We start from the raw sequence: 26,244 nt of genomic DNA, 5'->3' as shown, positions 1-26,244 counted from the left end.
ACTGCCCTTTCCATCAATTACGCGAGCCCCCGGCGGGGTCGAAACCACCGGGGGCTCGCTGGTGCCTGACGCACGATTCAGACGGTGGAGGTCGAGACCTCCCGATCTGCCGAGCTGTTGCCAAACACCCTGTGCAGGAACATCGTCAGAGCAATTGCTGCCACGATTCCGATCAGCGGCGGGATTCCCACCTCGAACTCACCGGAAAGCCAAGCGAGGAACGCTGCGACGGCATAGACGGCGAGGTTTCGCCAGTGGACCGGCTGCGGGGTGTAACCCTCGGGAATGCCGCGCCGCCAGCGGCACAGGAAGTCCGCGATGATCACACCGCCCAATGGCGGGATGAACGTTCCGAGCAGGCTCAGATAGTCGACAAGATGGTTGTGCACACCGGTCAGAGCGAGCGCCGTGCCGATCACACACCCACCGATGACGAACGGGGTCTTGCGGGGCTTTCTGAACAATTCGGCGCCGGCCACCCCGAAGGCGTATGCGGTGTCGGCGTTGCTCTTCCAGAGGTTCCCGAACAGCAAGACCAGGCCCCAGCCGACAAGCCCGAGGTTGTAGAGAATCAGCACGAAGTCACCTTCGTGGAACGTGATAGCTCCGATGGCACCGAACAGGATCATCAATCCGTTTCCGAGGAGGAACCCGATAACGCAGGCCCACACCGCTTGTGATCCGGAACGGGCAAACCTGGTCCAGTTGGGCGCTTGCGTTCCCGCCGATACAAACGTGCCGACCACAGTGGTGATTGCGAGCGCGATCGTCATGGTCGTCTGCGGTTGAACCGAGACCAGGCCGGAGAACCCACCGACTTCCTCGAGGGACCGGAATACGACCCAGCAGGCCAACGCCAGGATCAAGGGCGTCGAGACGAGCGAGACCCAATACATTCCGCGGTAGCCGTAGCAGGCGGTGATGCACATCAAGATGCTCGCCGCGATCATCACCGACGCCCGCGCGAGATAGGAATCCCAGCCCAATGCCTGCGCGGTGAGATCGCCGATCGTGCCGATGATGACTCCGTACCAGCCGATCTGGGTACCGCCCAGCAGGATCGAAGCGAGCTTGGACCCGCGAGTGCCGAAACTGTAGCGCGCCATCACAACTGTTGTCAGCCCGGTTCGGGCTCCGACGAACCCCATCATGGCGACGTAGACCCCCAAGATGGCGGATCCGGCGGCGATCACCACCATCAGTTTCCAGAACGAGAACGCGGTACCGAGCGCTGCTCCGGCCAACATCGTCGGTGTGAAGATGGTGAACCCCAGCAACACCACCGCGAGCGAGAAGAACGGCTTACGTGCATGAAGCGGAACCGGAGTGACGGGATAGTCTGGATCGATCGGGTGGCCTGCGCTCTCCGAATCGCCTGCGACCGTGGCAGGTTCGACGGCGCTGCTCATACAACTTCGCCGATGTCTTCGAGCCACAGGCTCGGGCGCTCGGCCAGCATGCGGTCCATCAGTGCCACACACTCCGCGTCGTCGACGACGTCGACCTGAATTCCGCTGCTGCGCAACCATTCCTCCGATGCCTCGAAGGAACGATTTTCGCCGACCACGATTCGAGGGATCTCGTACAGGCGCGCCGTTCCGGCGCACATGAAGCACGGCGACAAAGTCGTGTAGAGGACACACTCGCGATACACCGAGGCCGGCAGTCGTCCGGCGCGCTCGATGCAGTCGGTCTCTCCATGACGGATGGCGCTGTTCATCTGGACCCGACGGTTACGTCCGACTGCGAGAACCTCGCCCCGGTGAATCAGCGCCGCGCCGATCGGCACGCCGCCCTCCTCCCAACCGATCTTCGCCTGTTCGATCGCAAGTCCGAGAAAATACTCATCGGTGTGTGCCGGATGATTCATGTGCGCTCCTGGAGTCTGACCAAAATCGTCGATTGTGGCTCGTGTCACAATCCGACCACGGTGGTAACAGCCCGACAAGGGACAACCTGTCAGTTCGGCAGAACTAGCTCTATGACGAAGTGCCCCCTCGGCGGACGATATAGAAATGCTCCCGACTCTGCGACAAGTTCTTGCGATGCCCTCGTTCAAGGCCGCCGCAATCGAGGTGCTCGCGGGCGACATCGATACCGCGGTGGTCCGCTGGGTCCATTCGTCCGAGGTGTACGAAATGGGTGGGCTGCTGTCCGGAGGTGAGGTCCTTCTGACCACGGGCCTCGGTCTGCACGGGCGATCTCCCGAGCAGCTCACCGCCTACATCGACCAATTGGCGGACGCGGGATGCGTCGCACTCGCGATGGAAGTCGGGCGCTCGTTCCTCACGGCCCCTCCCGAACTCGTCGAAGCTTCGCGCCGACGGGGACTCGCGTTCTTGGCCCTGCACGCAGTAGTGCCCTTCGAGCGGATGGTCGAAGACTTTCACGACCTCATGCTCCGCCGCACTCTCGGTTCGGCGCAAGCGGGCGAGCCTGTCTGGCAAGAACTTCTGAGTCTCGTGGTTGCAGGCCAGGGCATGACTGCGCTGCTCGACAAGGTGTCACGACTCGCGGGGTGCGGCGTCGATCTGCTCGACGCGGATGGCAGAACCGTCGAGCGCAGCACAACCGGCGCAGAGCGATCCGAGACCGAACGCACTATCCACGACGTACGCGGCCCGACGAACTCACTCGGTCGACTTGTCCTGTGCGGGCCGGCAACCACACGCCGAACCGCCGTCGCAAACTGCGCCGCCGTCGCGGTAGCTCTGGAACTCGGCCGTCACGGCGATCTCGGCCCAAGACAGTCACTCGCCCAATCGGTGATCACCGACGTGGTGGGCGGTGTGCTCACATCGCACGGCGACTTGTCCGAGCGACTGACAGCGGCCGGGTGGACGCCGTTGTCGGAGGGGCACCACGTCCTCGTCGCCGCTGTCGACATCGATCGGCAAACCCCGGTTCGAGAGCTCGCTGACCAAGTACGCGACGCCGTGCGGGCCGTGCTCGGCTCCTGTGTCGTCGGGACTGCGGCCAATCACGTCATCGTGCTCGCGCACGGGTGGGCGTCCGCATCCCCCGCTCGAGTGCGGACTGCGTTCACCGAAGCCGACGAGCTGCTACGCCGCGGGCCGGGCGGTTCCGCGGTACGCACGCTCGGAGTGGCGACGCCGGTCGCGGACCTGTCGGGCGTCGGGGCTGCGGTCGCGCAAGCTCGCGAAGTCGTCCAGATCGCGCGGCGCTTCGGCACCCGGACCGGAGTGATCCTCGCGAGGGACGTCGGCGTCCAACGACTGCTCGCCGCCGGAACGACACCCGCTTCGCTGTCCGTGTTCGTAACCGAGCAACTCGGTTCGCTGATCGCATACGACACAGCACATTCCGCCGATCTCGTCCGAACGCTCGACGCGTACCTCGCACATCGGGGCGGCAAGGCGAGAACCGCGGATTTCCTCGGCATTCGGCGTCAGTCGCTTTATGCACGGCTCACGCGTATCGAGAAGCTGATGGGTGTTTCCCTCGACGATCCGGCACAGGTGGTCTGCCTCGGGCTTGCGCTGACCGCATGGCGCATGCGCACCGGCCTTGATCCACAAGCAGCGTTCGAGCGTCTCCCCGGGTGAGCGACAACCTCTGCGATGATGAACGAATGACCGGAGCAGCGGAGTTGATGATCGAGATCCCTGCCGGCGAGGTGCACCTTCGGGACGACCGCAAAGGTACTGCGTGGACCTCGAAAGTCGAATCCTTCCGCCTCGCACGCCATCTCACCACCAGGGCGCTGCTTCACGGAGATTCGTCGGACGATTCGAGCAAACCAGCGGTCGACCTTTCATGGAAGGACGCCATCGCAACCTGCAACACACTGTCAGTCGCGGACGGTCTGACACCCGCATATCGAGACGTCGACACCGATTCTCCGCAGTGGGACCGGGGCGCAACTGGCTACCGGCTCGCCACCGAGGCTGAGTGGCAGTACGCATGCAAGGCCGGCACCTCCGGCTACCGCTTCGGCGAGATCGACGAGATTGCCTGGTACAGCGACAATTCAGAGGGTAGAGCGCATCCCGTCGGAACCAAGACACCCAACAACTGGGGCCTGTACGACATGATCGGCAATGTCTGGGAATGGTGCTGGGATCTCTACGACCCCGAGGTTTACGGCACGTACCGGATCTTCCGCGGCGGCAGTTGGGCCGAAAGTGAGCGCGGTTGCGGCGCTACCGTAAGGAGGCGAAGCCACCCGACATTTGCTATCGACGACTTGGGATTTCGCCTAGCTCAGACGATCTGAGGGCAGACGGCCGAGGACTTCGAGCACAGCCTCGATCTCTTCTCGACTGCGAAGCCGAACTATCGGCAACGACGGCACATCGACAAGGACCGTGGCCATACGCCCGACGTTGCGTCCGTCGCTTCGCCAGGCCCAGCGCACCACATGATCCGGATCGAACAGAATGGTGTGCAGTGGCGGCTCCATGTTGCGATTCCACAACACCTCTCGATGCAATCGCCGACGCACGGTTCGTGTGATCACCTGGCGCATCACCGTCCGCCGAGGCAGATCCAACCACAGCATCAGGTCCGCACGCTCGGCCAGAAGCTCACGCACCGCACCGTACTGCCACTCGGTCACCCAGGCCGGCTCGCTGGAAAAGCGTCGTACTTCGGTTTCGAAACTGTCGCGCGGAATCCAGCCGGGCCCGTGGAACAGCGAGTCCAGCTCAGTGTGTTCGATCTCGAGAAGCCGCCCGATTCGACCGGCGAGAGTCGTCTTTCCGGCACCGGAAGTCCCCGCGACAAGGATCTTCTGCGGACGAATCGTCAGCGCGGCGGGGTCTACGAAAGGCACCGATACACCCTAGGGGCCTTACACTTCGCAGTCCACCCATTCGATGTAACCGGTGCCGTTGATCGACGCACCGTCGAAGCTTCCCCGGTAGGTATACGCGCCGACGTATCCCTTGCCGTGACCGTAGCGCCACTCCGAGTCGATCTCGGCCTCGAACTCCACGACCGTCCTGCCGTGATCGCGTACCTGCCAACGCAGTACGCGCGGCACACGCATCTCGCGACCCTGTGGGTCGACGTGCAATGCGTCGGCGTACTCGAGCACGTCGAACTCGACGTCGTCGAAGACCTTCGCACTACCGTCGACAGTCCGAATGTAGGCGAGCTTGCACGCCGTAACCCCTGACGCTCGAACATCGGTGAGCAACAACTGATGCCGGTCGTCCAGTTGAACGATCTGGTAGGTGAAAAAGTCGGCCGGGAGCTTCCACGACTCGGGAAGCGCGCGGCGAGTCAACGATTGCGGTGTCATGCACCGCGCGTACTCGACGGTGCACGGAGCCGAAATACTCACCGGTCCATCCGGACTCGCAATTGTTCCGGAGCACTGTGCCAGCAGACTGACGTGGTCGTAGACGGGATTACGCACGAACCACGACGCTTGGTCCGTTGCCACGATCTCGAGATCGACGTCGAATGAGTCGTATCGCCCGGTGACACGGAAGTTCGGATAGCTGTTCTCGATGATCAGGTTGTCACCGAAGGCGATTCGCGAACCATCTTCTTCGAATGCACACTCATCGGCAGCGTCGTACGCCCGGTAGAAGTGATGGCCCGGCGCTGCGGTGGAACTCAGCACGGTTGCGGTGTTTCGCGCGTCTGGTGCAGCGAGATAGTCGTTGTCGAACACCACCGTCCCGGTTGCACCGATCAACGTCATGGTGTTGAGGTAACGGAGAGGCCCTGGCAGCCGGGGAACGAAGATCCCGTAGTGCGTCCACGCGAACTTCCGCGAAGCCAGGTGCGGACGCATCATGTCGGGCCGATCGAACGGGCGTACCGATTCCGCCATTCGCTTGTCGATCAGCGGTAGCGCGCCGTCCAGCAAGGCCCGAACCGCGGGTCGCCACAATCGGCGCGAGCGGGTGGCGGGAACAGGGTCGGAACGATCAACGGTTTGTCCGGTCACGCTCCTAAGTTAATGTAACCAGACGTAACAAACAAGTGTCGAATTTTCCTCGACGACCTCACACCCTGAACACCCGCGCCCTGCGCACGCGGCGAATAGCATGTGAGAATCCGCGTACCGGAACCGGTCGCAGAGAGGGCGCAACAATGCAGCACGAAGAGTCGTCGTTCACCGGAGTGGCCGGCACCAAGATCGTCTACGACGTGTGGACACCGGACCGCGAACCCACCGGGGTTCTCGTCCTGTGCCACGGACTCGGCGAACACGCGAGGCGCTACGACCATGTTGCTGCGCGGCTCGGGGAACTCGGGCTCATCGTGTACGCACCCGACCATCGCGGGCACGGACGCTCTGGCGGCAAGCGCGTTCACCTCAAGGAATTCTCCGACTTCACCGACGACGTCCACACGTTGTTCTCGATCGTGACGGCGGCACATCCCGGCAAGGACAAGTTCCTGCTCGGGCACAGCATGGGCGGCGCGATCGCCCTTTCCTACGCCCTCGACCATCAGGCCGATCTCAAAGCCCTCGCCCTGTCCGGACCTGCGGTGATCATCGCAACCGGCACTCCGAAGATCGTGATGCAGCTGGGCAAGATCGTCGGCAAATACCTCCCGGACGTGCCCGTCGAGAACCTGGAAGCTGCTGCCGTATCGCGTGATCAGAAGGTCGTCGACAAGTACAACGCCGACCCGCTGGTTCACCACGGCAAGGTTCCCGCCGGCATCGCGCGCGGCATGATCACCGCCGCGGAAGGCTTCCCGGCGCGCCTGCCCTCGCTCACCATTCCCGTACTGCTTCAACACGGCTCGGACGACCGTTTGACGGACCCGGCCGGCAGCAAGCTCGTCGCAGATCTGGCCGGCTCTTCGGATGTGACCTTGAAGGTGTACGACGGCCTGTACCACGAGATCTTCAACGAGCCTGAGCAGGAAGAAGTTCTGAACGATCTGATCGAGTGGCTGCGTCCGCGGGTCACCGGAGCATAGTCATGTCTACGTGCGGGATCCTGCTGGCGGCCGGGGTCGGATCCCGCATGGGCAAGCCCAAAGCGCTCGTCACAAACGCCGAGGGTCAGTCTTGGCTCCACCACGGGGTGACGACACTGCAGTCCGCAGGCCTCTCACCGGTCATCGTGGTCCTCGGCGCGCAGGCAGAGGACGCCCTCGAACTACTGCCCACCACCGATGTCATTGTGGTGATATCGGATTGGCAACACGGAATGAGCGCGTCACTGCGCTGCGGACTCGAGGCCGCCATGCGAATCGACGACGCAGATGCGGCAGCGATCTCTCTGGTCGACGTCCCGGACCTCAACGCCGACACCGTGACGCGGATCGTGGGTCACAGCTCCCCATCACGAAACATACTGCGAAGAGCTGTCTTTCACGGCCGTCCCGGCCATCCCGTCCTGATCGGACGCGACCACTGGCCGACGCTTGCAAAGTCACTCACCGGGGACGGCGGCGCCAACACCTACCTACGCGAACACGGGGTCGAGTTGGTGGAGTGCAGCGACCTCAGCAGCGGCGTCGACGTCGACTACCCCGAAGCCTGATCGCACGTCACAATCCTCCCAGGTGGTGGGTGTCCGTATTCGGTGTAAAGATGGCCCGATGAAACGTACCGTCGCCGCCCTGCTCGACATCGAGATCGACGAGGCGACCAACCTGGAGTTCAAGATCGCGGTGACGCGCGCGCCGGGTGTCGAACTGCTGGAAACGATGTCGTTCGTCCATGACGGCAATCCGCTCGAACCCCGCGAGATCACCGCCGAACACGGTACCCGGATTCACCTACTCGACTGTGCCCCAGGCAAACTGATCGTCAGCTACGACGCAACCGTCATCGGCCGCGCAGAACCGGCGTCGGTCAGCGACTACGACGTGTCGAAATATCTGCGCCCCAGCCGGTATGCCGAGGCCGACAAGTTCTTCGGTTTTGTCGCCGGGCAATTCGATCTCGCCACTCCCCCGGCCGAACTCCTCCTCGAAGTCACTCGCTGGGTGAGTACACATTTGAGTTATGTTCCCGGCACCAGTCGCGGCACCGACAGTGCGGTCGACACCTTGCTCGCCGGCGCCGGAGTGTGCCGCGACTACTCGCACCTGACCATCTCACTGCTGCGCGCCGTGGGGATTCCCGCTCGACTGGTGGCCGTCTACGCGCCGGGCTGCGATCCGATGGATTTTCACGCCGTAGTCGAAGCCAATATCGACCACGTCTGGCGCGTGGTCGATGCAACGCAATTGGCGCCGCGCAGCAATCTTGTGCGCATCTCGACCGGCCGAGATGCCGCAGACACAGCCTTCCTCGACAATCACGGCGGTTCGATCACGTTGCACGCCTCGGAAGTTCGCGCAGTCGTCGACGGCGTTCTCGACAACGACGACTACGCAACACTCACATCGATCGGCTGAAAAGCGTCAGGCGCTGATCTGGTTCTGCGAGGCCATCGTTCGCTCGAGGAACTTGACTGTCAGATCGACGATCGCCTTGCCCTCCCGAAGAGCTTTGCCGATCACCGGGAAAGCATGGATCTGCCCACTCCAGATGTGCGTTTCGACGGCTTGTCCTGCCTTGATCAAGTTTTCGGTCATGATCTCGACGTCCGGACGCATCAGTTCGTATTCGGCGGACACCAGGAACGACGGCGGAATCAGACTGGCGTCGGCGTTGATCGGCGACTGCGCACCAGGAATCTCGTCCGGCCCCTCGAGCCACCGGTCCTTGAGCTTTTCCACCTGTGACATCGGTAGGTAGGCATCACGTTTCATGAAATCGGGATCATGGTCCTCGAGGTTCACGTTGAGAAGAGGGGAATATCCCACCACGGCAGCGGGCCGCGTGATTCCGCGCAGTGCGGTAATTTCGGCGACCTTCATGGCCAGGTATCCGCCCGCCGAGTCACCGGCAACCACAATCTTGTTCGGGTCTTCGGCTGTCTCGAGCAACGCGGTGTACGCGGCCATTGCGTCCTTGACGGAGGTGCCGATGGAACCTTCCGGCAGCTGGCGGTAGCGCACGGAGATCACCGGTACTCCGGCCTTCGCAGAGAGCAAACCGCACAGTGCCCGGTGCGTTGCCAGACCGCAGAAGACGAATCCCCCTCCGTGGAAGTAGAGGATCGTGGCGCCGGCCAACTCGCCCTGCGCTTTGCGTGGATGCTGCACCTTCTCGCTGGGCACACCCCCCAGCGTGAAAGGCTCGATATCGAGGTTCTTCGGCTTCGGCAGTTTGTCCGCCATCGCATCGAGTCGCTCGAGTTGGCGGATACCACGTTCGGTGGTCGGCCAAAGGGTGAACATCGGCTTCACGAACGTCCTGGTCAGGCAGAAGATAACCCGCGCTCGCGGACTCACGTTCCAATGCCATACCGTCGAATCTCGCGTCCGCATAGCGTCCTCCCAGGTCAAGCCGTTTTGTGCATTTGAGTTACACATACTTGTCGGCTGCTGATGTGAACGATAACTGACGCTGCGTCAAAATGACACGACGGGTATGGATCAATTGCTCGAGCGTGTGCAAGTTCTGGTCGCGATCACGGCCGGGAGAGATATGCGCACAGTCCGCGGTGCCCTCCACGCATCATCGCTTCATGATTCCACTCGAACAGCGGCTTCGCGACCTTCGCGGCCAGACCAAGCGCTCCGGACACCGCTACCTGTTGCCGAAATTCGGCTGTGCAACCAGATCCAGCGGGGCGCACCGCCCAGCTACTCCACCCGGTCATTGCGCCGGTGAGACGCACTTTCAGAAAGCGGTCAACTGAGTCTTCCACCTCGCGTCGCCCGAAGACCAGCAGCGTCAGAGGGACAGCGCTGCGGATGGACATGGAGCCTGAATGCTCGTCGATCGTCCCGACTCGGCGTATCTGAGGCCACCACTGCGAATACCGTTCGGCATCCGCGAGAACCTCGTAGACGCGGTCAGCAGAGGCAGGAAGCGTCCAGACGCTGTGGAAGTCGAAGTCGGTCACGGTTCAGTCCGTCTGCGCAGCAGCAGTCACCCAAGCACCGTAACCCGAACCGCGGGTGCCTACACGCCGGGCTTGCTCAGTATTCGAATGTCTCCACCCGTCGCAGGATCTCCTCCGCGATCTTGGCGGGACTCCCGCCCACGTCGACGACGATGGCCTGTTCGTCCGGGTCGACGGCCTCGAGTGTCGAGATCTGGGAGTCGAGGAGCGAGGCGGGCATGTAGTGATCGAGGCGAGCGGTCAATCGCTGGCCGATCTGATCCCGCGAACCGGCGAGGTGCACGAACACGACGTGCTCACCGCGAAGCACGTCGCGGTAGCTGCGCTTGAGTGCCGAACACGTGACGATGCCCGGCTGACCGGCGTCGGTATGGCTCTTGATCCAGACGGCGATCTTGTCGAGCCAGGGCCAGCGGTCTTCGTCGTTCAACGGATGCCCGGTCGCCATCTTGTCGATGTTCGCCTGCGGATGCAGATCGTCGCCTTCTTGAAGGTCCCAACCCATCGCTCCGGCGAGCATGCCGCCGACCGTCGACTTTCCCGAACCCGAGACACCCATCAGGACGAGCACGGGATACTGCTTCTGCTGTGCCGCTTCGCTGTTCATGTGCTCGCCTACCTAGATGAATGCGCTCAACACGAGCACTCCGGCCAGGCCCGATACCGAGATGATGCATTCCATCACGGTCCAGGTCTTGAGGTTCTGTACCACGCTGACGCCCAGATACTCCTTCACCAACCAGAATCCGGCGTCGTTGACGTGCGAGAGGAAGAGCGAGCCCGCACCGATCGCCAACACCATCAGCGAGACATGTGCGGACGAGAGGTCTGCCGCAACCGGAGCGAGGATGCCCGACGCCGTCACTGTTGCCACCGTTGCCGAACCCGTTGCGACGCGGATCAATACCGCTACCAGCCAGGCCAGGAACAGCACGGGGAGGCTGCTGCCCTTGATCGCGTCGGCGATCACTCCGGCGATACCGGTGTCGATCAGGACCTGCTTGAAACCGCCACCGGCGCCGACGATCAACAAGATGCCTGCGATGGGAGGTAGGGAACTCTCGAGTGACTTCGAGATGGCCTTGCGGTCCATTCCGCCGCCGCGACCCAACAGCACCATTCCAACCAGAACCGCGAGACCCAAAGCCACAACGGGTGTTCCGAGGAAGTCGAGGACGGACTTGGGTAGTGCCTCGGAATCGGGTGCGATCACGTCTGCAAATGCCTTGCCCAGCATGAGAACAACCGGCAGGAGGATCGCTGCGAGAGTAGCCGCGAACGAGGGACGCTGCTTCTTCTCTTCCTCGCCTCGATCTTCGCCTGTGACAAAAAGATCCGGGACCTTCACGTCGACCCACCGCGCGGCGTACTTACTGAAGACCGGTCCGGCGAGAACAACAGTGGGGATCGCGACGAGGACACCGAGCGCGAGGGTGAGGCCGAGGTTTGCGTTCAAAGCCGAGACTGCAACCAGCGGCCCTGGGTGCGGGGGAACCAACCCGTGCATGGCCGAGAGGCCGGCGAGGGTGGGGATCGCGATGCGCATCAGGGACAAGCCGGAACGCCGCGCGACGAGGATGATGACCGGCATCAACAGGACGAGACCGATTTCGAAGAACATCGGCAGACCGATCACTGCGCCGACCAGAGCCATGGTCCACGGAAGCGCCTTCGTGCTGGAACGGCCGACCAGCGTGTCGACCACTCGGTCGGCACCGCCGGAATCGGCGAGGAGTTTGCCGAACATCGCGCCGAAACCGATCAGGATTCCAACGCTTCCCATTGTCGACCCGAAGCCTGTCGCGAATGCCGCGACCGACTCGGCCGATCCGAGGCCGGCCGCCAGACCGACGCCCACCGCGCCGATGGACAGCGCGAGGAAGGGATGCAGGTCCAGCCAGGTGATCAACGCGATGATGACCGCGACGCCGGCGACTGCAGCGATGATCAATCGTGCGTCGCTACCAGCGGGGACGACCTCGGCCGCCAGCAATGCTGTGGTGTTCATAGGGACTCCCAGTCCGATGAGTGATTGAGGTCACTGTTCCTTAATTAACCTACAATTTCAAGAGCAGACACTAATTTGTAGTATTTATTCGGCTTCCACCGGGCTTACTCCATACGCATGGGACGATCTACGTATGCCTTCTGTCCCGTTTCAGCAGTTACACGACTCGATGCTGGAACAGCTCGGCCAAGACATAGTCGGTGGTGTGCTCGCTCCGGGAACCACGATCTCCGCCGACGAGGTGGCAACGCGATACGACGTGTCGCGAACCGTCATCCGCGAAGTTGTCCGCGTTCTCGAATCCCTCGGACTCGCCTCGGTTCGTCGACGCGTCGGAATCACCATCCTGGGCTCCGGACACTGGAACTCGCTCGACCCCAACGTCATCCGCTGGCAACTGGCCGGTCCTGATCGGTTCGAGCAACTTTCGATCCTCAGTGAACTCCGTTCCGGCATCGAACCTCTGGCTGCGCGACTGGCCGCAACTCGCGCCACACCTGAGCAGTGCGGCGCTCTCACTGCAGCCGTCATCGGCATGTCAGCTACCTCGCGCGCTGCCGATACCGACGCATATCTCGGCCATGATTCCGACTTTCACCGCACACTGCTCGCCGCTTCCGGCAACCCGATGCTGCGGGCGATGTCGCAGATCGTCGTCGAGATACTCGAAGGCCGCACCCGCCACTCGTTGATGCCCCACGAGGCCGACCCCGAAGCGATTCACCTGCACGGAGTGGTCGCATCGGCTATTCAGGCCGGAGACGCCGACGCCGCGGAAGCCGCCATGCGCTCGATCGTCGCGGAATCCGCAGAAGCGGTCGAAACAATGCGCGAAAGCCCCGAACCGCCGCCTCATCTGTAAGTCGAGCCACAGACTCGGCGGAATTGGCCCGCAACTGCTCCGCAAGTGGAACGCTTGGCGCCATGACAGCACTCGCTACCCAGAACAGCGCACTCTGATGGCCCGCCCGGTACGCGTCGTCGTCCTCGGTGCCGGATCGTGGGGAACCACGGTGGCCGGCCTCGCTGCCCGCAACACCCCGACCCTGTTGTGGGCACGCAATTCCGAAGCAGCCGACGAGATCAATTCGCAACGGACCAACTCCAAATACCTTGGTGAGCGCAAACTTCCCAAGGGGCTCAAGGCAACCTCGGATCTGGTCGAAGCCGCCCGCGAAGCGGACGTACTCGTATGCGGGGTGCCTTCGCACGCCGTTCGCTCCACCCTCGCCGAGATCGCCAACGAGGTTCGGGCGTGGGTCCCGGTGTTGTCACTGTCCAAGGGTCTCGAGCCCGGCACCCGGCAGCGCCCCACCGAAGTGATCGCCGAGTGCCTGCCCGGCCATCCCGTCGGACTGCTCGCGGGCCCCAACATCGCCAAGGAGATCGTCGACGGCATGGCCGCGGCATCGGTCGTGGCCACCCAGGACGATCGTGTCGCCGCCGCGCTGCAACCCCTGTTCGCGTCGTCGGTCTTCCGCGTCTACCGCAACACCGACGTGCTCGGCTGCGAACTCGGCGGCATCCTCAAGAACATCGTTGCCATCGCCTCGGGCATGGCCGACGGCCTGGGAGTCGGTGACAACACTCGTGCGATGGTGCTCGCACGCGGCCTCGCCGAGATGACTCGACTCGGTGAAGCGATGGGCGCCAACCCGCGCACCTTTGCCGGCTTGACGGGCGTCGGCGATCTGATTGCCACCTGCATGGCTCCGACTTCTCGCAATCGTCGCGTCGGCGAAGCTCTGGCGCAGGGATTGACCGTCGAGGAGGCGGTCGCCAAGCTCGGCCAGGTTGCCGAGGGCGTGAAGACTGCCCCCACCGTCATGGATCTGGCCCGTGAATACGGTGTCGACATGCCGATTGCCGCGGAGGTCGAGGCCGTCATCGGCGGTCGCCAAAGTGCCAGCGACGCATATCGCGGACTTCAGAAGGTTGCCCCGGGCGGCGAGCACGAAGTGGCGTGAGGAAGATCTACAGGTATCTAGCGATTTGGCTAGATACCTGTAGATCGCCCGAGATCACGAAATTGGAGCGTCGACGAAGATGTCGATCGCCAACGGTGACTGACCGCCGTACTGCGAGAAATCCGAGATCCCCGCCTCGCGCAAGATCTCGACGTCGAGCACCGTACGACCGGTATCCGTGCCGGCGGGACGCCCGAGAATCTCGACAGCCGCATCGGCCATGATCTCGGGTGAACGCGAGTGATCGATACTGTCGTCTCCCCCGAGCAGGTTTCCGACGGCGGCCGTGGCGATCATGGTCTCCGGCCACAGGCAATTACTCGAAATCGGTGCACCTGAATACTCTGCGGCGATGCCCAAGGCCGCCAATGTCATTCCGTATTTGGCCAGCATGTAGCCCGGATGAGCACCCAACCAGTGCGGCGAAAAGTTGAGCGGTGGCGACAGCGTCAATACGTGCGCGTTGGCCGAAACCCGAAGGTACGGAAGGCACGCGCGGGTGAGCGCGAAGGTGCCACGGACGTTGACCTGCTGCATCAGATCGAATCGCTTCATCGTGAGGTCTTCGGTTTTCGAAATGTCGAGGACGCTTGCGTTGTTGACCACGATGTCGATGCCACCGAAGTGCTCCACCGCTGCAGCCACGGCCCGCGCGATGTCGTCGTCGTTCCTCACGTCGCCGACGACCGGAACGGCATGACCCTCGAGATCGTTCAACTCGTCCACAGCCGTGTGGATAGTTCCGGGCAGCCTGGGATCCGGCGTATCGGTCTTGGCGAGCAACACGATGTTTCCGCCGCGGCGCGCTATCGCACGGGCGATGGCAAGTCCGATGCCACGGCTTCCCCCGGACATGATCGCGGTTCTTCCGCGGAAGTTCTTGTCGTCCAAAACGAATCCTTGTCATCGTCGACGGTCTTCGTCGCTGCGGGTGTGGCCGCGTGAAGTCCCCACACGACCACTCGTCGACTTCCACGATATGAGCGCCTTCATGCGATGACTACGTCCGCAGAGCATCAACAATCGTTGGTCCGTTGTCCTGACGGGACAAAGGCTCAATCCGGTCAGCCACCCACCGGGCGCAGAATCCACCATCCGCCGAGCACGAGCACCGCGACGTTCACGAGCAGGAACAACCCGACCCAGACGATCGCGGGTATCGGTGAGAGCCTGGCCAATTGGTCGGCGTCCGAGTCCGGTGCCCCGCCTCGTCGCATTCGCTGCCGTTGAAGTTCCACGACCGGGCGTGGTCCGGCAAAGAGGAGAAAGAGCGTCAGGAAGTACGCTGCGGCCACTTGCTGCTCCTGGGTCCCCCACCAGACGAGTCCGAACAACACGGCTCCCACCACGGCAAGTGAGAAGACTCCGTAGAGGTTTCGGATCAGGACCATCATCACCGCGATGACGAATACGCCGATCCACAGCACCGAGACCGCGCGCTGCGCGCCCAACAACCCGGCCGCGCCGAGTCCGAGAATCGACGGACCGACGTAACCCGCGAACGTCATCAGAATGACGCCGAAGCCGGTCGGTTTGCCCGACGAAATAGCAACACCCGACGTATCCGAATGCAGGCGAAGACCTTTCAACCGTCGACCGACCAGGACTGCGACGATCAGATGAGCGCCCTCGTGTGCGATGGTGACGACGTTGCGGGCGATCCGCCACAGGTGCGGTTCGAGAACGATGATCACGGCGATCAACGCGGCCAGTTGAACCACCCAGGCCGGCGGATTGGGACTGAGCGCCGCCACCCGATCCCACGCGGTTTCGAGCGCGTTCACTCCGCTTGTCCGCGCAGGTATCGGCCGAAGTGCGGGACCGTGAATCCGATGGATCCACGTTCTGCCGAATAGATCAGCCCCTTCTTGATCAGTCCATCGCGTGCCGGCGACAGGGAAGCCGGTTTGCGCCCCAACTCGACGGCGATCTTCGCGGTTGCGACGGGTCCGTCGTCACCGGCGAGATCGGCCATGGCGCGCATGTACTCACGCTCCGCAGGTGTTGCTCGCTCGTACCGCGATCCGAAGAAACCGACAGCGAGTTCTTCCTCAGCCGTCGGTGCGCCGACGCGCACGTCTTCTGCCGTGATCGGACTCGACGCCGCCACATCCCACGTGGCTTTCCCGTAGGCCTGAACGAAGTACGGGTACCCGTCAGCCGCTTCGTACAGAGCGTCGAGCGCGGATTCGGTGAACTCGACCTCCTCACGCTCGGCAGGCGCAATCAGTGCCTGATCTGCAGCTTCACGCTCGAGGCGGTCGATCCGGTGGTAGCTGAACAGGCGCTCCGAGTAGCTTTTCGACGCCGACAGCACAGCAGGCAGATGCGGAAGCCCCGCCCCGACGACGATCAACGGTGCCGCGTCCTGACTCAACTCGTGGCAGGCCCCGCAGATCGCCGAGACATCCGCGGCACCGAGGTCCTGCATCTCGTCGATGAAGATTGCGATCCCGACGCCGACATCCCTGGCCAGCGACGACGCGTCGAGCAGCAACTCGACCAGGTCGATCTCGATGTCGCCGCTGTCTGCCCGGCCTTTGATCGCGGGTGCGTCGATGCCTGGTTGCCAGCGCTCCCGCATTCCCTTGTCCGCAGTGGCGCGTAGGGCAAACGATTTGAGGACTCCGAGGAACTGCTCGACCCGCTCCGGATCGCGATGGGAGACCGCGATCTCTCGGACTGCCATGTGCAGCGCCGACGAGAGTGGGCGTCGTAAATCCTGATCGGGGCGCGCCTCGATCTTGCCTGTCCCCCAGCTCCGGGAGATCGCGGCCGAACGCAACTGATTGAGCAGGACGGTCTTGCCGACGCCACGCAATCCGGTGAGGACAACACTTCGTTCCGGGCGGCCACGCGCAATTCGCTCGAGAACGACGTCGAAGGCGTCGATCTGCTTGTCGCGCCCGGCGAGTTCCGGCGGGCGTTGACCGGCACCGGGGGCATACGGATTGCGCACGGGGTCCATGCCCATCGACGGTACAAGCCGAGTAGACGAATATCCCGCTCTCTAGCGCGTGTCCTAGAGAGAACTAGGAACCGCAATATCGGCTCGAACCTTGTCGAACCGGGCTCCGGCGTCGTCGTCTAACCGTCCAGGGTTGACGCTCGGGCGAAGTCCCCGGCCACGTGGGCTCCAATTGCTCCGGACAGAATGATCGCCGGATGCGTCGCGGCCAGATAGAGCCCCGACACGCCTTCGGCGAAGCCCAGCAGCGGGCGGCCACCACGCGGGATGGGACGGTCAGCGACTACCGCCTCGATCAGTTCCACTTGGTCACCGTCCTCGAGCTGACTGCGGATCGCGCGCAGCGTCGGCCCCGCAAGCTCACGAGCATCTCCGGAGAACCCGACCGGAACATCTTCAGCCGCAATCAGTGTCGTGTCGTCCAATTGCCGGATCTCGAAATCCGGAGAGGAGAGTATTCCGTTCACCAATGGGTAGGGCGTCGAGAATCTGATGAGGCAACACGGGGAGGCGTCGACCTCGACGTCCACTCCCGCCGACGCCGCGAGTCCAGGAATCGCGGTACCCGCAGCGAGCACGGTGGCCGATCCGTAGACGGGACCGTCGGCAGTCATTACTCCGCACACTCTCATGCCCTCCGCGAGCACCCCGAGCGCACTGACATCGGAATACACTGTGGCACCGTACTCTTCGGCACCTCGCAGGAGCGATCGAGCGAACGCAACCGGGTCAACGCCACCGTCATCAGGCGCGTACGCTGCGACCGAGGGGGCCGTCCGCAATCCCGGCTCACGAGCAAGGATTTCCTCTTTACCGATGAGGTCGACGGGATGGCCGAGTGCTCGATGAGCATCTACGAACGCTCGAGTCTCCGCTTCCGTCTCTTCCCAGGTGATCGCGCCTCTGCGGCGCAAACCGATTGGCTCGACGAGTTCGCGCTCCAGGCGGTCGATTTCGACTGCAGCGCCTTGCCGGAACGGATCTGAGTAAGTTTCTGCGGCACTCTTCGAGAGGCCGACCCAGGCAAAGGAGTTGCCGGTCACCCCTCCCGCCACCGAGCCGTGCTCCAGCACGGCGACTCGGAGACCAACGCGCGCCAGGTGATACGCGATCGACGCGCCGACGATGCCGGCACCAATCACCAGGATCGGACTGTCGTTTCGACCATTCGGATGCGTCACCATTGGACCATATCTGCGAGCCGCGACCTGGATCCACTCAATTTGGATGCGAGGACTTCGGCGGTTAACGGAGGACTAGGCATGTTCCCGCTCGGCGTACATCGGGAACGATACGGTGTGCTCATGCTCTGGCGTTGGTTCGCAGTCGTGATCGTCATCCTCGCTGTTGCCGGCATTTGGCACGTGACCATCCCCGACCGTCCTGTTGCCGCAATAGTCGACGCCGAGACGCTGGGGTGCGCGACCCCGTATCCGATCGGCCCGCTCCAGACGACACCAACTGCGACAGTTCCAGACGATTTCGTACCCGTCGCCGCCGTCACGTGCGACCCGTTTGTCAGCGACAACGTGGCAGCCGACCGAACCGTCAGCTTCTCTGCTCACCGTTGGGAGGGCGATTTCAGTCGGGCGGTGGAAATGCTGAACCGCTCGTCCGCGCACAAGACTTGGTTCCCCGAAGGCTGCGGTGACAACTACAGCCTGGCTGTCCTGGAGCAATTCTGGTTGGTCGACGATCGAGGCCGAGCAACTCGGCCGGGGTATCCCTCCGATTCGTGTGGACTACCGAAACCCGGTGGCCTGGCCGCCATCAAGGAACTGACACCGGTCGGCAGTACCGAACACCGGATAGCTTTGTCCGACGATCAGATCTACGAACTGTCGCATTGCAGGCCGACCTACCGACCAGCCACGACAGGTACAACGGCGCTGACATCGCTGTCGGCGGGCAGCGTTTTCTGCCGATTCTCCTCCACCGAATTCGTAGGCACATCGTCTACGACGGAAACCTTCGACGGACTTCCACCCGCTCCCGACTGTGACGCGGTGGCCACCGAGATGGCGTCGACGATCTACGTGGACCGTCCTACGAACGAGGAACGATTACTCACCGTCGAGATCGACGGATGTCGGCGCGTCATCGCCGACGGATACGCACCGATGCAAGCGTCGGACGAGCTGTTGGTGTCTTTCCGGTAGTGCTGCGCCACAATGCAGTTGATCTCCCGCCCGGATGCGTAGGTCCCGATGTGACCAGTAGCAGCCCGCGATCCTGTCAGGCGCCCGGGAACTGAAGGTGCGCTTGGGTCTTTCCCAGAACCGTCTGGCCCTTATGCATGACGGTGACATCGATACGCACAGTCCGCGTTGTGGAGTCGATCCGCGCGATCTTCGCAGTGATGGAGAGATCAGCACCATCGACGGCATCGACTACGACGGGCCGAGTAAAGCGAGTTTCATACGAGATCACACCGCTCGGGTCACCAACCCAGTCGACGATAGCCTGCAAAGCAATTCCGGCAGTGAGCATTCCGTGCGCCAGAACTCCCGGTAGCCCAGCCGCAGTAGCGATTGCGTCGTTGAAATGGATCGGGTTCATGTCGCCGGAGGCACCGGCGTAGCGAACTAGGTCATCACGATTGAGGACCAGATCAACCTTCGCGACGATGTCACCAAGGACGAGGTTTTCGAAAACCGGCACGACGGGTACGGTCATGCGCCTTCTCCTCGCGCCAGCAGGGTCGAGGTGACCGTCGCAACCAAAGCGTCGGTCACGTCGTGGATCTCGGAAACTGTCGACAGGATCGCACTGCCTGCACGCACTGTCACCCCTGTAATCGTCAGTGTCGTAGACAGGTCATCGCCGGCGACTATCGGACGCTGATGCTCGATCTTCTCGGAAGTATGGACCACACGAGTCGGATCGAGCCCGGTATCCGGCGTGCGCAGCAGTGCCATGATCGCTCGTTGCTGGACAACGGTTGTGAATGTTGTCGGTGCGATGACATCGACGAACCCGGCCTCCCTGGCGACACCGACATCATGGTGCAAGGGATTGCTCGAACGCACCGCCAGAGCGAACTCGCGAATCTTCTCGCGCCCGACAAGGTACGAAGACGAGGGAAACACCCGGCCGGCGAGCGCTGGGTTCACAGGAGACATCCCGGAATACTAACGGCGGCCGACTTCGGGTTGATTCGTGGCCTGAGGTCTCGTCGGCCCGAGAATGCGATCGAGGAGACGCTCAACCAACTGGACCGCCAATTCTGCTGTGGCGTAGCCGGGAAGCATCCCCTGGGCGAGCCCGGCGACAGCCGCCAGAATGAGCTCGGCGTCGAGGTCGGGATCCATTGACGGCGCAACCGCGTCCCGATTGGTCACTCGTTGAAGCTGGCCGGAAATGAGCGCTGTCAACTCTCTTGGGGCAGTGAGGGTTTCCTCGGCGGCGATTCCTTGTCCGGTCAGTGCGGCAGCGTGGAAGGCGCCGAGAACAATCGCTTCCTCCCGACGTTGTCGATCGAGTGGGAGCATGCCAACAAGGAACGCTGAAATAACCTCGCGGGGTGTCGCTTCCGCGCCAAGAACAGACAACTCCTGCATCAAGCGAGCACCCGCATCCTGACGCACAGCTTGATGCGTCGCGAGAAGGAATTCCCGCTTCGTGCCGAAGTAGTACTGCACGAGTCGCACCGAAATCCCGGCCTCGGCAGCAACGGACTGAAATGTCACCGCCGCGAGCCCACCGTCGACAATTACTCGCCGCACCGCGTCGGTGATCTCCCGTTGCCTCACTTCATGGTCGACCAGTCGCGGCATGAGGCTGTCCTTCCCCTTTCGATATAGATGACTTTGACCCGTTAATGATACGCACGTACCGCATTAGTGATACGGTCATACCATCAAAATTGAATGCAGCGAGAGGGAGGCTCATGCCGAAGATCGGACGATTCAAGAACGAAGCATCAAAGCAGGCGTACGAGAGCATCTACCGAGAACTGGAGAGCACCTGGCCGGTTCCGTCGACACAACTCGACGTGCCGACATCGTTCGGAACCACCCATGTCCGTAGGTCGGGGACCGGCACGGAGACGCCGATCGTCCTGGTGCACTCTCTCGGGGCCAATTGTCTGCAATGGCACATCGTCATCGAGGACCTGTGCCGAGACCGAGTCGTGTACGCACTGGACACGATCGGCACACCAGGCCTCAGTGTCCAGACTTCTCCACTGACCGGGGAGTCCGACTTCGCCACCTGGATCAGCGAGGTATTGAACGAACTCGAGGTCGATCGCGTCCACCTGGTCGGCTACTCGCAGGGCGCGTGGCATGCCGTTCTCGTAGCACTTCATTCTCCTGAACGACTGGCGAGTGTGACGCTCATCGAACCGGGTGGAGTCTTCGACAAGCCCTCGTGGCGTGTGCTGCTGAAGATGGTCCGCGCCGGTATGCGCCGCACCGACAAGAATATTCGCAAGCTCAACGATTGGCTGTCCCCCGGGTACGTTCTCGGCGACCTCGAGTTCGCCCTCGCCAAGGAAGCGCTGAACTACCGGCCCGGTATCGGGTGGGCACGAATGCTCAAGGATGCAGAAGTGCAGTCGATTTCGGTTCCCATGCTCGTAATCTCCGGTGCTGAGACGGTGGTCTCCAACCCCGAGCAGGTGGCCGCGAGGTTAGCTGATCTTGTACCTGAAGCCGAAGTGGAGATCTATGCCGGAACCGGCCACGGAATCCTGGGACACATACCCGATCGGGTGATTCCCCGACTCATGAAGTTCGTCCGCAATCATGACGACGCGAAGCGGACGTGATCTCGCGGACCAGCCGCCGACAAGGTGGTGATGAAGCCGGTCAATCAGCTGGCCAAGGCGGTACAACTGACAGAGGAGAACATTCCTCTCCGACCACCGCGGTCAGGTAATGGTGGCCGTTGCCGCCGCCGTTTTGGTCGTGGCGGGAGGTCTGTGGTGGACGAAGACCATCTCCTCGCGCAGATACTCGGTGGCAGTGCTTCCGACCACGAGTCCGATTGACGATCACAGATGCGGACGTACCTGGGCTCGCGGTGACGGCCCGAGGTCGAACCCCCAGCGCCGCCCGAGTATTGGCGACCGACGCCGCCGAAGCTCTCTGTTCGATGTTCGAAGAAGCCAACGCAATGACTTCCGGAGGGTTCACGTTCACCGTCGTTCCACCGGGGAACTGACGGATCTATGGTCAGTAGCGCGGCCGCACCAGGTTTATGCCTGTTCGCGCTCGGCTGCGAGGGCGACCGCCTGTTCGAAAGTATGGACGAGCACTGCACGTCGAGCGACCTTGTGATCCTCGTCCGGTTCGAGTTCGTCAATGTAGCCATCCCACACGCGCAGATATCGATCGCGCCAGTCGATCAGCACTTGCGTGGATGGAAACGTCACACCGACTCGTTTCGTCTGGGCAATATCGGTGAGGATCTCGAGCCACGCCGGCACCATCTCCCCGCCCCATTCATCCGGCTCCAGACTCGAATCGTCTTCGAACTCGGCAGTGATGTCGTCCACGATTCGACCGGTCAGGGCCCCCAACCCATCCGCGACGGTGTCACTGTCAAAGTTTCCCGGACCCCAGACTCCCACAAGCCCTCCCATATCGATTGCGGATAAATTCAGGTCGACAGTCGCGTTCCCGTCGCAGCAGGCCGTGAGCGTGCTCGCAGTTTCAGGTCGGCAATTGCAAATTGGAGAATCTGCCGCCCGCTCAGTCAGAGCTTGCGGTCATTGGCGCCCGCCCAAATCGGACTGTCGACTATCTTCCGAAATTTCGGCGACCCGCCGATTGCTGAAATTTTGAGCATCAACCAGTTCCAGATTCTCACAGTCACCTCCGCGTCGTATTTCACCGTCAACACTAACCGACCGGCAGGACTCTTTTGGCTACCGGTACACCACTGTGCGTCGACCAGTTAGATCAGGCGTGAACTCGAACTGGCGCAACAGATCGCCGGGAACTGAAGGAGCGCTTGGGTCTTTCCCAGAACCGTCTGGCCCTTTGTGCGTGACGGCGATTGGTTCTGGGTGCATCGATCCGGTCGGAAGCACTGCGATGTTTGTCGGCACACGGAATTGCGCTCGGTGGAGATCGAGGATCCATATCCACGAGTGCCGCAGGCAATTCCTGAAGATTCGTAGGGGAATTAGCTGCGCATCGCAACCCCCAACAGCGATTCCGTCGATTGTGTAACAACCAAACGAAGAACAGCCATCGATCTCCGAAAGGAAGACTGATCCGGCGAAACCGCAAGGTAGTGTCACATCTACCCAGCAAAACTCGCCACGATCTCGAGAAGACGGTCGGCTTTGCCAACTGCCACCTCTGACGTTACGACGTTGCTGGGCAGGTGTTTACGGAAAAGGGCTTCGCACACGGGGTACCGATCACTGATGGGACTGATCACCCCTTCTCCGAAAGATGTTGGTAACGAATAGAACCCGGAGCACAGAGGTGCAACGATTGGGCGAGTTGATTCAACGCCCCCGGTGTGCGATCTATCTGTTTGCGCCAATCATCCTCGGCAAAGGCTTAATTCGCCGAACGGGGCCGGGTACTGCAATAGCTCATCGAGTATTCGATCACGCGTCTTACGCTAAGGAAGGACCGAGAACATGACTGAAGTAATTTCGTGGATTGTCCAGAATCCGATTGGTGCCGTCGTCGCGCTTGTTGCCGACATCATAATATTGACGATGTCGTCTGTCGCGGGACACTCGTAACCGAATCCGCCCGTCCTTCACGGTATTCCTAAGTCGGGGAACTACATTCGAAACACAGAGGGCCGCAACCGCAGCGTACTGTCGGCGCTCGTCACTGACCTTTCGTGGCCTCATATGCCCAACTGCGCTGGGTCCGTACTGACGTCCCTCGTGTCGAGTGTCGCACCACCAGTTTCAATCAGTCACGCCATCACTACTCAGGAGGAATCACAATGGGTTCGATCAACGCATTCAACGAATGGGTCAACCAAGCTACGTATGCGGGCGACCCGTTTGCCACCGCCATAGCGATCGTCCAGTTCTTCGCGGTGAGTCTCCTCAACCTGTTCACCGGCGGCCCCATTCTTTAAAGGAGTCCACTCGGTCTCACTTCTGCTCGGCGTCCATCGCAGCCTGTTCTTCGGCTGTAATACTCCTCGCGAAAGGTGGCCGGGACATCGCTGACGAGCATGATGCGCAGTTCGGCCTCGCGGATGGTCAGTGAACGCAGTTTTGGACGGTCGATCAGGACGAGTCGACATCGGAGCGAATGAACACCGAAGTGCCCAAGCATGTTCGACGCTTGGGCACTGTCGGGCTTGTTACCCGGCAGTCGGGGTGGGCTCGGGGTTTTCCTGGATGTATCGCAGATTGCGAACCCGTACGCTATCGCAATGGACTTGATGGTCTGGATCGTCACGACGCCATTTCTTGCAGCAGCACTGGCGGGCGTGATGCGACGAACGCTGGGGACGAGAGTCGGATGGCCGCGAACCCTTGCGGTCGCGGTGATAGCACTCTCGGCGGGGGTTCCACTGTCGGGATACGTCGCAACACTTGCAGGAATTGCCAGCCAGGACGATCAACTTCTGGTGAGTTTAGGAACAGCGCTCATATTCTTCGGAGTTGTCGCGCTCTGGGTGTTCGCAGCATGCCTGGCCGCATTGGTTTTCCTCGAAGTTGTCCTTCCAACAGGGTCCATCCCCGGACCGCCAGAAGCATTGCAGCGCAGCCGCAAATCGTGGCGACGAACCAAGCGATACGTCCAGATCATGGGCATCGTCGTGCGAGCGGGAGGCGGGCCCGCTCTCCGTGCTGGGCCATCAGCGCCTCAGTTCGGGGACGCGCTGGTGGAAGTAATCAACCGGTGCGGTGTCACTTTCGTCAAGCTGGGACAGATCCTCGGCACGCGAGACGACCTCATACCACCCGAGTTGGCTCGCACTCTCTCGTCTCTGCAAAGTTCGGCACGACCGGCTGATCCAGTCCGCATTGCGGAGCTACTGGCATCGGAACTCGGCGACGCACCAGAGTCGGTGTTCGCATGGTTCGATGTGGAGCCGTTCGCCGCCGCCTCTGTCGCACAGGTACATTCCGCGCGCACCGTTGAAGGCGTCGACGTTGTGGTGAAGGTTCAACGGCCCGAGGCGAGCGCACAAGTGAGCGTGGATTGCGATATCTTCCTTCGCGTGTCATCCCGCGCGGAGACCCGTTTTCCCTGGGCACGCGATATCGGCGTTCACCGACTCGCCGGGGGCCTCGTCACGTCACTGCTCGAGGAACTCGACTACCGCACCGAAGCAGCGAATACCGGCGCGATTGCTTCCACCATGTCGAACCGCCCGGATATCGTCGTTCCGCACATCTACCCCAACCTCAGTAGCGGACGGGTGCTCGTGATGGAACGTCTTCACCGCACACCGCTCTCCGACGGTGAGTCGGCGCTCACCGGCCTCGACCGCGACACCCGCAGCAGCATCGCCAACGAACTTCTTGCGTCGTTGCTCGACGGGATCTTTGTCCACGGCGTGTTTCACGCGGACCTGCACCCCGGCAACATCATGATCCTCGATGACGGCCGGGTCGGGCTCCTCGACTTCGGCGCAGTAGGGGTTCTGGACGGCGAGACACGGATCTTGTTCACCGTGCTCCTCAACGCTGCCCTCGCAGGTGATCCGGTGGCGACAGTCGACGCGATGCTGATGGCATTCGACGTGCCGCCCGAAGTTGATCGCGGAGCACTACGTCACCAGGTGGGCCGAGAGATCACCCTGCTCAGTGTCCAACCCAATGTTTCCATGGCATCGTTCGCGCGAATGTTCACTGTGCTTCGCGAACACCGAATCGGAGTGCCGGGAGACGTCGCCGCCGCTTTCCGTTCGCTCGCGTCCTTGGAGCGCGCCCTGCGGCTCCTGGATCCGCAGATCGACCTCGTCGCTGCTGTTCGGGCCGAAGTACCCCGACTGTTGACCCATGTCGCCAGCCCGACTGCAGCCGCGCAGGCAATCCTGTCGACGACGGCGGTCACAACCGCGGTGGTCAGGCGCCTGCCTGGTCAGCTCGATCAGATCGCGACCTCGATCGCGTCGGGAAGCTTCACACTTCGCACTCGCTCGATCGCACACCCCGACGACAGGCGATGGCTACGACGGTCGGCGAACAACGCCCTGGGTATGGCGGCGGGGGTGACCGCGCTGATTGTCGCGGCGATCCTTCTGTTCGTACCTGGCGGACCACAACTCACACCTCAGCTGTCGGGCTATGCACTCGCGAGTGCGGTACTGGGCTTCGTCGGCGTCGTTCTGTGCATGCGGACCGTGTTCCGTTTGTTCACACTCGACAACCGGTAACCAGTAACTGATGTTCATCGCTTGATCTCGATGTCGTCGAAGTCGAGCGCCAGGAGCGTCGGCCGCGAGGGAACGCGGCCG

Annotated in this window: 28 protein-coding genes; 12 read left to right on the top strand and 16 right to left on the bottom strand. The window is 62.1% G+C overall.

Annotation, left to right across the window (positions count from 1 at the left end):
- Positions 1–77: 77 nt before the first annotated feature.
- Positions 78–1,409: a cytosine permease gene (gene codB, locus V3587_RS00735; protein WP_083056556.1), complete on the bottom strand. Its 1,332-nt coding sequence runs from the start codon at positions 1,407–1,409 to the stop codon at positions 78–80.
- The gene (locus V3587_RS00730) at positions 1,406–1,870 is read right to left on the bottom strand and encodes a nucleoside deaminase (protein ID WP_003940577.1); all 465 of its coding nucleotides are present in this window, start codon (positions 1,868–1,870) and stop codon (positions 1,406–1,408) included. The genes codB and V3587_RS00730 overlap by 4 nt, the downstream gene beginning before the upstream one ends.
- A 175-nt stretch (positions 1,871–2,045) precedes the next feature.
- On the opposite strand from V3587_RS00730, the gene V3587_RS00725 reads away from it, so the two are divergent.
- Both V3587_RS00725 and V3587_RS00720 read left to right on the top strand, forming a co-directional pair.
- Complete coding sequence (locus V3587_RS00725) at positions 2,046–3,566, top strand: PucR family transcriptional regulator (protein WP_256670004.1); 1,521 nt, start codon at positions 2,046–2,048, stop codon at positions 3,564–3,566.
- Between the two features lie 26 nt (positions 3,567–3,592).
- A complete protein-coding gene (locus tag V3587_RS00720; RefSeq protein ID WP_283376005.1) occupies positions 3,593–4,237 on the top strand; it encodes a formylglycine-generating enzyme family protein in 645 nt (214 codons plus the stop codon).
- Here V3587_RS00720 and V3587_RS00715 read toward each other — a convergent pair.
- Entirely contained in the window at positions 4,220–4,795 is a 576-nt protein-coding gene (locus V3587_RS00715; RefSeq protein WP_261255136.1) for an AAA family ATPase, read from the bottom strand. The genes V3587_RS00720 and V3587_RS00715 overlap by 18 nt on opposite strands.
- 18 nt (positions 4,796–4,813) lie before the next feature.
- Complete coding sequence (locus V3587_RS00710; RefSeq protein WP_042447024.1) at positions 4,814–5,923, bottom strand: DUF6670 family protein; 1,110 nt, start codon at positions 5,921–5,923, stop codon at positions 4,814–4,816.
- Positions 5,924–6,069: 146 nt separating this feature from the next.
- Between V3587_RS00710 and V3587_RS00705 the strand changes: the two genes are divergently transcribed.
- From V3587_RS00705 to V3587_RS00695, 3 genes are read left to right on the top strand one after another with little or no spacing between them, the layout of a single operon-like run.
- Positions 6,070–6,912 (top strand): alpha/beta hydrolase, encoded by an 843-nt coding sequence (locus V3587_RS00705; RefSeq protein ID WP_019745522.1) that lies wholly within the window; start codon positions 6,070–6,072, stop codon positions 6,910–6,912.
- Between the two features lie 2 nt (positions 6,913–6,914).
- Positions 6,915–7,481 (top strand): nucleotidyltransferase family protein, encoded by a 567-nt coding sequence (locus V3587_RS00700; protein WP_058037946.1) that lies wholly within the window; start codon positions 6,915–6,917, stop codon positions 7,479–7,481.
- Between the two features lie 58 nt (positions 7,482–7,539).
- Positions 7,540–8,343, top strand: coding sequence for a transglutaminase-like domain-containing protein (locus V3587_RS00695; protein WP_030536536.1), 804 nt, complete (start codon positions 7,540–7,542; stop codon positions 8,341–8,343).
- Between the two features lie 6 nt (positions 8,344–8,349).
- Here V3587_RS00695 and V3587_RS00690 read toward each other — a convergent pair whose 3' ends face one another.
- The 4 genes from V3587_RS00690 to V3587_RS00675 form a co-directional block, all read right to left on the bottom strand.
- Positions 8,350–9,321: an alpha/beta hydrolase gene (locus V3587_RS00690; protein WP_095972066.1), complete on the bottom strand. Its 972-nt coding sequence runs from the start codon at positions 9,319–9,321 to the stop codon at positions 8,350–8,352.
- 143 nt (positions 9,322–9,464) lie between these two features.
- Positions 9,465–9,902, bottom strand: a complete 438-nt coding sequence (locus V3587_RS00685; protein ID WP_007729979.1) for an SRPBCC family protein — start codon at positions 9,900–9,902, stop codon at positions 9,465–9,467.
- A gap of 76 nt (positions 9,903–9,978) precedes the next feature.
- Entirely contained in the window at positions 9,979–10,509 is a 531-nt protein-coding gene (locus tag V3587_RS00680) for a gluconokinase (protein ID WP_003940404.1), read from the bottom strand.
- Positions 10,510–10,521: 12 nt separating this feature from the next.
- The gene (locus tag V3587_RS00675; RefSeq protein ID WP_003939838.1) at positions 10,522–11,910 is read right to left on the bottom strand and encodes a GntP family permease; all 1,389 of its coding nucleotides are present in this window, start codon (positions 11,908–11,910) and stop codon (positions 10,522–10,524) included.
- A gap of 133 nt (positions 11,911–12,043) precedes the next feature.
- On the opposite strand from V3587_RS00675, the gene V3587_RS00670 reads away from it, so the two are divergent.
- Together V3587_RS00670 and V3587_RS00665 are read left to right on the top strand one after the other, a co-directional pair.
- On the top strand, positions 12,044–12,772 hold the full coding sequence (locus V3587_RS00670; RefSeq protein WP_039973128.1) for a FadR/GntR family transcriptional regulator: 729 nt from the start codon (positions 12,044–12,046) through the stop codon (positions 12,770–12,772).
- 97 nt (positions 12,773–12,869) lie between these two features.
- Positions 12,870–13,877, top strand: a complete 1,008-nt coding sequence (locus tag V3587_RS00665; protein WP_003940093.1) for an NAD(P)H-dependent glycerol-3-phosphate dehydrogenase — start codon at positions 12,870–12,872, stop codon at positions 13,875–13,877.
- A 54-nt stretch (positions 13,878–13,931) separates the two neighbouring features.
- Here the strand turns inward: V3587_RS00665 and V3587_RS00660 are convergent, their stop codons facing one another.
- From V3587_RS00660 to V3587_RS00645, 4 genes are all read right to left on the bottom strand, one after another.
- Positions 13,932–14,768: an SDR family oxidoreductase gene (locus V3587_RS00660; RefSeq protein ID WP_158170428.1), complete on the bottom strand. Its 837-nt coding sequence runs from the start codon at positions 14,766–14,768 to the stop codon at positions 13,932–13,934.
- 173 nt (positions 14,769–14,941) lie between these two features.
- A complete protein-coding gene (locus V3587_RS00655; protein ID WP_003940327.1) occupies positions 14,942–15,661 on the bottom strand; it encodes a M50 family metallopeptidase in 720 nt (239 codons plus the stop codon).
- Positions 15,658–16,845: an ATP-binding protein gene (locus V3587_RS00650; RefSeq protein WP_042924931.1), complete on the bottom strand. Its 1,188-nt coding sequence runs from the start codon at positions 16,843–16,845 to the stop codon at positions 15,658–15,660. Before V3587_RS00650 ends, V3587_RS00655 begins: the two co-directional genes overlap by 4 nt.
- A 119-nt stretch (positions 16,846–16,964) precedes the next feature.
- On the bottom strand, positions 16,965–18,029 hold the full coding sequence (locus tag V3587_RS00645; protein WP_283376004.1) for an NAD(P)/FAD-dependent oxidoreductase: 1,065 nt from the start codon (positions 18,027–18,029) through the stop codon (positions 16,965–16,967).
- 120 nt (positions 18,030–18,149) lie between these two features.
- Here V3587_RS00645 and V3587_RS00640 point away from each other — a divergent pair, with 120 nt between their 5' ends.
- Entirely contained in the window at positions 18,150–19,004 is an 855-nt protein-coding gene (locus tag V3587_RS00640; protein WP_283376003.1) for a hypothetical protein, read from the top strand.
- A gap of 76 nt (positions 19,005–19,080) precedes the next feature.
- On the opposite strand, the gene V3587_RS00635 is transcribed toward V3587_RS00640, so the two are convergent.
- The 3 genes from V3587_RS00635 to V3587_RS00625 are packed head-to-tail and all read right to left on the bottom strand — an operon-like array spanning position 19,081 to position 20,621.
- Positions 19,081–19,521 carry a MaoC/PaaZ C-terminal domain-containing protein gene (locus tag V3587_RS00635; RefSeq protein WP_283376002.1) on the bottom strand — a complete coding sequence of 147 codons (441 nt, stop codon included), beginning with the start codon at positions 19,519–19,521 and terminating at the stop codon, positions 19,081–19,083.
- A complete protein-coding gene (locus V3587_RS00630; protein WP_019745537.1) occupies positions 19,518–19,967 on the bottom strand; it encodes an FAS1-like dehydratase domain-containing protein in 450 nt (149 codons plus the stop codon). Before V3587_RS00630 ends, V3587_RS00635 begins: the two co-directional genes overlap by 4 nt.
- A gap of 9 nt (positions 19,968–19,976) precedes the next feature.
- The gene (locus V3587_RS00625) at positions 19,977–20,621 is read right to left on the bottom strand and encodes a TetR/AcrR family transcriptional regulator (RefSeq protein WP_003939902.1); all 645 of its coding nucleotides are present in this window, start codon (positions 20,619–20,621) and stop codon (positions 19,977–19,979) included.
- 113 nt (positions 20,622–20,734) lie between these two features.
- Between V3587_RS00625 and V3587_RS00620 the strand changes: the two genes are divergently transcribed.
- A complete protein-coding gene (locus tag V3587_RS00620) occupies positions 20,735–21,616 on the top strand; it encodes an alpha/beta fold hydrolase (RefSeq protein WP_003940195.1) in 882 nt (293 codons plus the stop codon).
- Between the two features lie 218 nt (positions 21,617–21,834).
- Entirely contained in the window at positions 21,835–22,011 is a 177-nt protein-coding gene (locus tag V3587_RS00615) for a hypothetical protein (protein WP_003940548.1), read from the top strand.
- 34 nt (positions 22,012–22,045) lie between these two features.
- Here V3587_RS00615 and V3587_RS00610 read toward each other — a convergent pair whose 3' ends face one another.
- Positions 22,046–22,345, bottom strand: a complete 300-nt coding sequence (locus tag V3587_RS00610) for a DUF4259 domain-containing protein (RefSeq protein ID WP_223304584.1) — start codon at positions 22,343–22,345, stop codon at positions 22,046–22,048.
- Between the two features lie 1,421 nt (positions 22,346–23,766).
- Here V3587_RS00610 and V3587_RS00605 point away from each other — a divergent pair.
- Complete coding sequence (locus V3587_RS00605) at positions 23,767–23,904, top strand: hypothetical protein (protein WP_168421993.1); 138 nt, start codon at positions 23,767–23,769, stop codon at positions 23,902–23,904.
- Between the two features lie 303 nt (positions 23,905–24,207).
- Positions 24,208–26,163 (top strand): ABC1 kinase family protein, encoded by a 1,956-nt coding sequence (locus V3587_RS00600; RefSeq protein WP_283376001.1) that lies wholly within the window; start codon positions 24,208–24,210, stop codon positions 26,161–26,163.
- Positions 26,164–26,244 lie beyond the last annotated feature (81 nt).

Source organism: Rhodococcus sp. IEGM 1306 (assembly GCF_036541985.1).
GTDB classification, from domain to species: domain Bacteria; phylum Actinomycetota; class Actinomycetes; order Mycobacteriales; family Mycobacteriaceae; genus Rhodococcus_F; species Rhodococcus_F qingshengii.
The sequence above is the reverse complement of the archived record's forward strand: the minus strand, read 5'-3'. Positions and strand labels throughout refer to the sequence as shown.

Coding starts and splice junctions, on each gene's coding strand:
- V3587_RS00680 (WP_003940404.1), bottom strand. CDS start 10,509: ATGAACAGCGAAGCGGCACAGCAGAAGCAGTATCCCGTGCTCGTCCTG.
- V3587_RS00695 (WP_030536536.1), top strand. CDS start 7,540: ATGAAACGTACCGTCGCCGCCCTGCTCGACATCGAGATCGACGAGGCG.
- V3587_RS00600 (WP_283376001.1), top strand. CDS start 24,208: ATGGACTTGATGGTCTGGATCGTCACGACGCCATTTCTTGCAGCAGCA.
- V3587_RS00725 (WP_256670004.1), top strand. CDS start 2,046: ATGCCCTCGTTCAAGGCCGCCGCAATCGAGGTGCTCGCGGGCGACATC.
- V3587_RS00650 (WP_042924931.1), bottom strand. CDS start 16,845: ATGGACCCCGTGCGCAATCCGTATGCCCCCGGTGCCGGTCAACGCCCG.
- V3587_RS00730 (WP_003940577.1), bottom strand. CDS start 1,870: ATGAATCATCCGGCACACACCGATGAGTATTTTCTCGGACTTGCGATC.
- codB (WP_083056556.1), bottom strand. CDS start 1,409: ATGAGCAGCGCCGTCGAACCTGCCACGGTCGCAGGCGATTCGGAGAGC.
- V3587_RS00690 (WP_095972066.1), bottom strand. CDS start 9,321: ATGCGGACGCGAGATTCGACGGTATGGCATTGGAACGTGAGTCCGCGA.
- V3587_RS00665 (WP_003940093.1), top strand. CDS start 12,870: ATGGCCCGCCCGGTACGCGTCGTCGTCCTCGGTGCCGGATCGTGGGGA.
- V3587_RS00675 (WP_003939838.1), bottom strand. CDS start 11,910: ATGAACACCACAGCATTGCTGGCGGCCGAGGTCGTCCCCGCTGGTAGC.
- V3587_RS00620 (WP_003940195.1), top strand. CDS start 20,735: ATGCCGAAGATCGGACGATTCAAGAACGAAGCATCAAAGCAGGCGTAC.
- V3587_RS00700 (WP_058037946.1), top strand. CDS start 6,915: ATGTCTACGTGCGGGATCCTGCTGGCGGCCGGGGTCGGATCCCGCATG.
- V3587_RS00625 (WP_003939902.1), bottom strand. CDS start 20,621: ATGCCGCGACTGGTCGACCATGAAGTGAGGCAACGGGAGATCACCGAC.
- V3587_RS00635 (WP_283376002.1), bottom strand. CDS start 19,521: ATGACCGTACCCGTCGTGCCGGTTTTCGAAAACCTCGTCCTTGGTGAC.
- V3587_RS00720 (WP_283376005.1), top strand. CDS start 3,593: ATGACCGGAGCAGCGGAGTTGATGATCGAGATCCCTGCCGGCGAGGTG.
- V3587_RS00630 (WP_019745537.1), bottom strand. CDS start 19,967: ATGTCTCCTGTGAACCCAGCGCTCGCCGGCCGGGTGTTTCCCTCGTCT.
- V3587_RS00605 (WP_168421993.1), top strand. CDS start 23,767: ATGGGTTCGATCAACGCATTCAACGAATGGGTCAACCAAGCTACGTAT.
- V3587_RS00670 (WP_039973128.1), top strand. CDS start 12,044: ATGCCTTCTGTCCCGTTTCAGCAGTTACACGACTCGATGCTGGAACAG.
- V3587_RS00645 (WP_283376004.1), bottom strand. CDS start 18,029: ATGGTGACGCATCCGAATGGTCGAAACGACAGTCCGATCCTGGTGATT.
- V3587_RS00640 (WP_283376003.1), top strand. CDS start 18,150: ATGCTCTGGCGTTGGTTCGCAGTCGTGATCGTCATCCTCGCTGTTGCC.
- V3587_RS00705 (WP_019745522.1), top strand. CDS start 6,070: ATGCAGCACGAAGAGTCGTCGTTCACCGGAGTGGCCGGCACCAAGATC.